This window comes from Lysobacter yangpyeongensis (genome assembly GCF_042655745.1).
GTDB classification, from domain to species: domain Bacteria; phylum Pseudomonadota; class Gammaproteobacteria; order Xanthomonadales; family Xanthomonadaceae; genus Agrilutibacter; species Agrilutibacter yangpyeongensis.
This window is the reverse complement of sequence record NZ_JBHSNM010000017.1, coordinates 1-3,539: the sequence shown is the minus strand read 5'-3', so window position 1 is coordinate 3,539 and position 3,539 is coordinate 1. Positions and strand designations below refer to the sequence as shown.

Below are 3,539 nucleotides of genomic sequence, written 5' to 3'. Positions count from 1 at the left end.
AGAGACACTGTGATGCCATTGCCCATCGACTCAACACCAGACCGAGGAAGCGCTATGGCTATCGCAGCCCAATGCAAAAACTATTCGGTTAGAGGAGCTTGTCGCACTTGGTGGTTGAATTCACGCCTCATACCTGAGCGGTAACGATGCCTAGATTGAACAGCCAGTGTGCTGAAAACAGCACGCCAAGTGGAACTAGGACCGCTGCGAGCAAAGCATACGCACTGGAACGAACTAAGCCGGCTTGCTTGGAATGAATGAGGCTTGCGACAAAGAGCGCCGCCCACAAAATAAGGAAGCAAAAAAAAGCCGCAGTGTCCAAATTGATCCAATAATCGATGTCTCCGGTGCAGGGACCGATATTGAAGCAGTCGTACTTGTGAGAGGTGTACATCCAGCTCACCGCGGAAGCCGCAGATAGGAGTTGGAGCACGAGTATTAAAGATACGAGAGATCTGACCATGAGGCCTAACGCCTGAATTAAGCCGAGCCGCGAAGCGGCTTCGGCTTGAATGAATTGTTAGGCCGCAAGCCGACTAGAACGACTCGCATAAGCCATGACCCGGTGAATACAGACGGTTGCAGTGGGCCAACGCGGACTCTCGTTGTTGAGCAGAGAGGATCTGAGGATCCCTTTCTGTCATTTCCGTTAGGAGGTCCATGTATCCCATGGATATTAGACCTTGATCCCGAGCCTCAATGCGACCCAGAAGGAGCGATGCCATTGCCGAGGATCGGTCGGTTACGAAGCGATCGGGAAATCCATGCGTAGAGGGGTGAGAAGTGGCCATGTTACAAGCGGCCACGTCCAGGAGCTGCTCATCGCTCATGCGTCCAAGCAGCGCTTCCAAGTCTCTCTCGTTTAGGTTCCAGGTGTTCGGTTGGCGCCGACACAAAGATTCAGTCCAGCGCGGTGGTGCGCAGCCGGCGATGAAGCTCGCGAGTGTAATGGTTACCAGAAATCTGACCATGCGGCCTAACGCCTGAGTTAAGCCGAGCCGCGAAGCGGCTTCGGCTTGAACGAATAGTTATACGGGACCGGCCGAGACAACAGGCTGCCAAGCCTTATGCCGGAGCGACCGCGGACCCTCCGATCGCCAAACACTACCACTTGTCCGGCTGTTTGGGCCTTACCGAGAACCCGTGAGGCGTGGTGCAACCGAAGCAACCGCCAACCGGAGCACGATGAGCCTCAAGGCCGAGGGCGAAGCGACGGACTGGCCACTCACGCGAACAATCGGGAACGCTATCCGGAGCCGACGCTCCACGCTGCCGAAATGTTGCCGAAGGAACGGCAACGAGAATGCTCAACCCCGGTACCGTATAACGCCTGAATTAAGCCGAGCCGCGAAGCGGCTTCGGCTTGAATGAATTGTTAGGCCTGTGCGCGAGAGCGCCTGACCTGTGAAATGCGGCCAATGATGTAGAGAACAGCACCTGAGACTAGGCAGAAGCCAGCGACACTGCCGCTTAGATACTTTGTGACCGATGGAACGACAAACGCGGCGACGAGCATGGCCACCGAGATGGAAATCAGGGCAAAGCCAACCTTGAGGTAGATGTTCGAGAATCCAAAGTTTCTACTCATTACGAATCCTCCTTAACGACAATCTGCCAAACAGGCCTAACGCCTGAATTAAGCCGAGCCGCGAAGCGGCTTCGGCTTGAATGAATTGTTAGCCCGCCTGGTAGGTGTCGACGTCGATGGACGCGCCAATACCTGCCAGAAAGGCCACGGTGAATGACTCAAAGCCAACCGCAGGCATTGAGATGGAAGGATTGTTTGAGAACCGGAGTACAACCTGAAGAACGGCCGAAAGGTCATGCTCTTGGATTAGGGAACGTAGCGTGCTGGTGTGCTCGACAAGCTGTGCGACAAGAGCATTGGATAGGGCATACACGTCTATGAGCTCACCCTCAATCTTGCCCGAGGAAAGCACCCAGGCCGAATGGCGAGGGGTGGGAAGCCCACGGCGAGCAATGCGTGTCGGCACGAGCCCGGTGCGCTCCGTGACCAAATCTGGGTCGAAGTCATCACCCCAGATGCGAAAGTAGACCTCTCCTTGGTGCACTAGTGATCTCCGGAGGGCTAACGCCTGAATTAAGCCGAGCCGCGAAGCGGCTTCGGCTTGAATGAATTGTTAGACCTGCGCACCGGAATGCATCAGTCTGCCTTGGCTGGAACAAAGATTAGCTTGCCGTCAGACGCATGCGCCTCGAACGAGATCTCGCCGGTTTGAGCGCCAGCCTTAACAGCAGCAGTTAACTGGACATTCCCACTCGGGTCTTTTGCGGCCTCTAGAGTGCCAAAGTCGATTGAGGCCGGCATACCAGCAAGAGAGACGATGCTCCCACCCTGCTTCGTCTCAGCGGCTGCCCAAGCGTTTCGGAGCAATCCCTTCAGCTCCTCCGGGTTTTGCAGGGATGGGGGATTGTGCTTAGAAACCCGAGCGACCAGCTCTGGAGATGTGATCGCGCCTGCAGGAGTGTCAAAGGAGTAGACGCGGATGTTGTCGCCTCTCTTGTCCAGATTTGGGCTGATCGCGACAGCCGCCCACGCCCAGAGAAAGCCCGTTGCCATAACAACTGAGCCAACGGAATGGGCAGTTGCTTTAACTGGGCCGATCTCTACTGCGTAGTGATCCTTTCCAGAGCCCGCACCATCCCGATAGAGGCGGAAGCCGTAATTCACGGCCAACCCACCGACCAAGATGATGCCCAACATGGCGACACCCTTGAAGATTACGGTAAGCGCTACGGGATCCATTGAACGCTCCTAGCAGGTCTAACGCCTGAATTAAGCCGAGCCGCGAAGCGGCTTCGGCTTGAATGAATTGTTAGGCGCGCCGCTGGACACCGTCAGATCTTTGTTGTACAGTATCTTGTACATATTGGAGGTGCCCAATGGACGCCATTACTTACAGTGCAGCCCGTGCCAATCTGGCCGATACGATGGACCGGGTCTGCGACGACCACGAGCCTATCATCATCACCCGGAGCGGCCAGCAGGCGGTGGTCATGATCTCTTTGGACGATTTCAACGCCATGGAGGAAACCGCATATCTGCTCCGCGCTCCTAAGAACGCAAAGCGCCTGCTTGAGTCTATTGCGGCACTTGAGGGTGGCAAGGGCAAGGAACGGAAGCTGGCCCCATGAGGCTGATCTTTTCGGATCAGGCCTGGGACGACTATCTCTACTGGCAAAAGACTGACAAGAAGCTGCTGCAACGGATCAACGGGCTGATCAAGGAAATCACCCGCGATCCGTTTGAAGGAACCGGAAAGCCAGAACCGCTAAAGCATGCGCTCGCTGGGTATTGGTCCCGGCGGATCAATGACGAACACCGGATCGTCTACAAGGTCGCTAACGGCGACCTGCTTATCGCTCAACTGCGATATCACTACTAGCGCGCCTAACGCCTGAATTAAGCCGAGCCGCGAAGCGGCTTCGGCTTGAATGAATTGTTATGCAGCCAGGAGAACCGGAGAACTTGGCTGCTGAAGAGATCTTAGCTCAGGACAATCGGTGCCCGAGAATCA

The 3,539-nt window shown here is 55.7% G+C and carries 6 protein-coding genes; 2 read left to right on the top strand and 4 right to left on the bottom strand.

What is annotated here, in order from left to right; all coding sequences use genetic code 11:
- Nucleotides 1–127: 127 nt before the first annotated feature.
- The 4 genes from ACFPN1_RS16150 to ACFPN1_RS16135 form a co-directional block, all read right to left on the bottom strand.
- On the bottom strand, nucleotides 128–403 hold the full coding sequence (locus tag ACFPN1_RS16150) for a hypothetical protein (protein WP_386756247.1): 276 nt from the start codon (nucleotides 401–403) through the stop codon (nucleotides 128–130).
- A gap of 972 nt (nucleotides 404–1,375) precedes the next feature.
- Complete coding sequence (locus ACFPN1_RS16145) at nucleotides 1,376–1,588, bottom strand: hypothetical protein (RefSeq protein WP_386756245.1); 213 nt, start codon at nucleotides 1,586–1,588, stop codon at nucleotides 1,376–1,378.
- Nucleotides 1,589–1,676: 88 nt separating this feature from the next.
- Nucleotides 1,677–2,072 (bottom strand): DUF4279 domain-containing protein, encoded by a 396-nt coding sequence (locus ACFPN1_RS16140; RefSeq protein ID WP_386756244.1) that lies wholly within the window; start codon nucleotides 2,070–2,072, stop codon nucleotides 1,677–1,679.
- A gap of 92 nt (nucleotides 2,073–2,164) precedes the next feature.
- Nucleotides 2,165–2,767: a hypothetical protein gene (locus ACFPN1_RS16135; protein ID WP_386756243.1), complete on the bottom strand. Its 603-nt coding sequence runs from the start codon at nucleotides 2,765–2,767 to the stop codon at nucleotides 2,165–2,167.
- A gap of 137 nt (nucleotides 2,768–2,904) precedes the next feature.
- Here ACFPN1_RS16135 and ACFPN1_RS16130 point away from each other — a divergent pair, with 137 nt between their 5' ends.
- Entirely contained in the window at nucleotides 2,905–3,156 is a 252-nt protein-coding gene (locus tag ACFPN1_RS16130) for a type II toxin-antitoxin system Phd/YefM family antitoxin (protein WP_386756241.1), read from the top strand.
- Nucleotides 3,153–3,407, top strand: coding sequence for a Txe/YoeB family addiction module toxin (locus ACFPN1_RS16125; protein ID WP_386756240.1), 255 nt, complete (start codon nucleotides 3,153–3,155; stop codon nucleotides 3,405–3,407). Before ACFPN1_RS16130 ends, ACFPN1_RS16125 begins: the two co-directional genes overlap by 4 nt.
- The last annotated feature ends 132 nt before the right edge of the window (nucleotides 3,408–3,539 follow it).

What these genes read in the sequence shown, in the direction of transcription:
- ACFPN1_RS16145 (WP_386756245.1), bottom strand. Translation starts at nt 1,588, where the DNA reads ATGAGTAGAAACTTTGGATTCTCGAACATCTACCTCAAGGTTGGCTTT.
- ACFPN1_RS16135 (WP_386756243.1), bottom strand. Translation starts at nt 2,767, where the DNA reads ATGGATCCCGTAGCGCTTACCGTAATCTTCAAGGGTGTCGCCATGTTG.
- ACFPN1_RS16130 (WP_386756241.1), top strand. Translation starts at nt 2,905, where the DNA reads ATGGACGCCATTACTTACAGTGCAGCCCGTGCCAATCTGGCCGATACG.
- ACFPN1_RS16125 (WP_386756240.1), top strand. Translation starts at nt 3,153, where the DNA reads ATGAGGCTGATCTTTTCGGATCAGGCCTGGGACGACTATCTCTACTGG.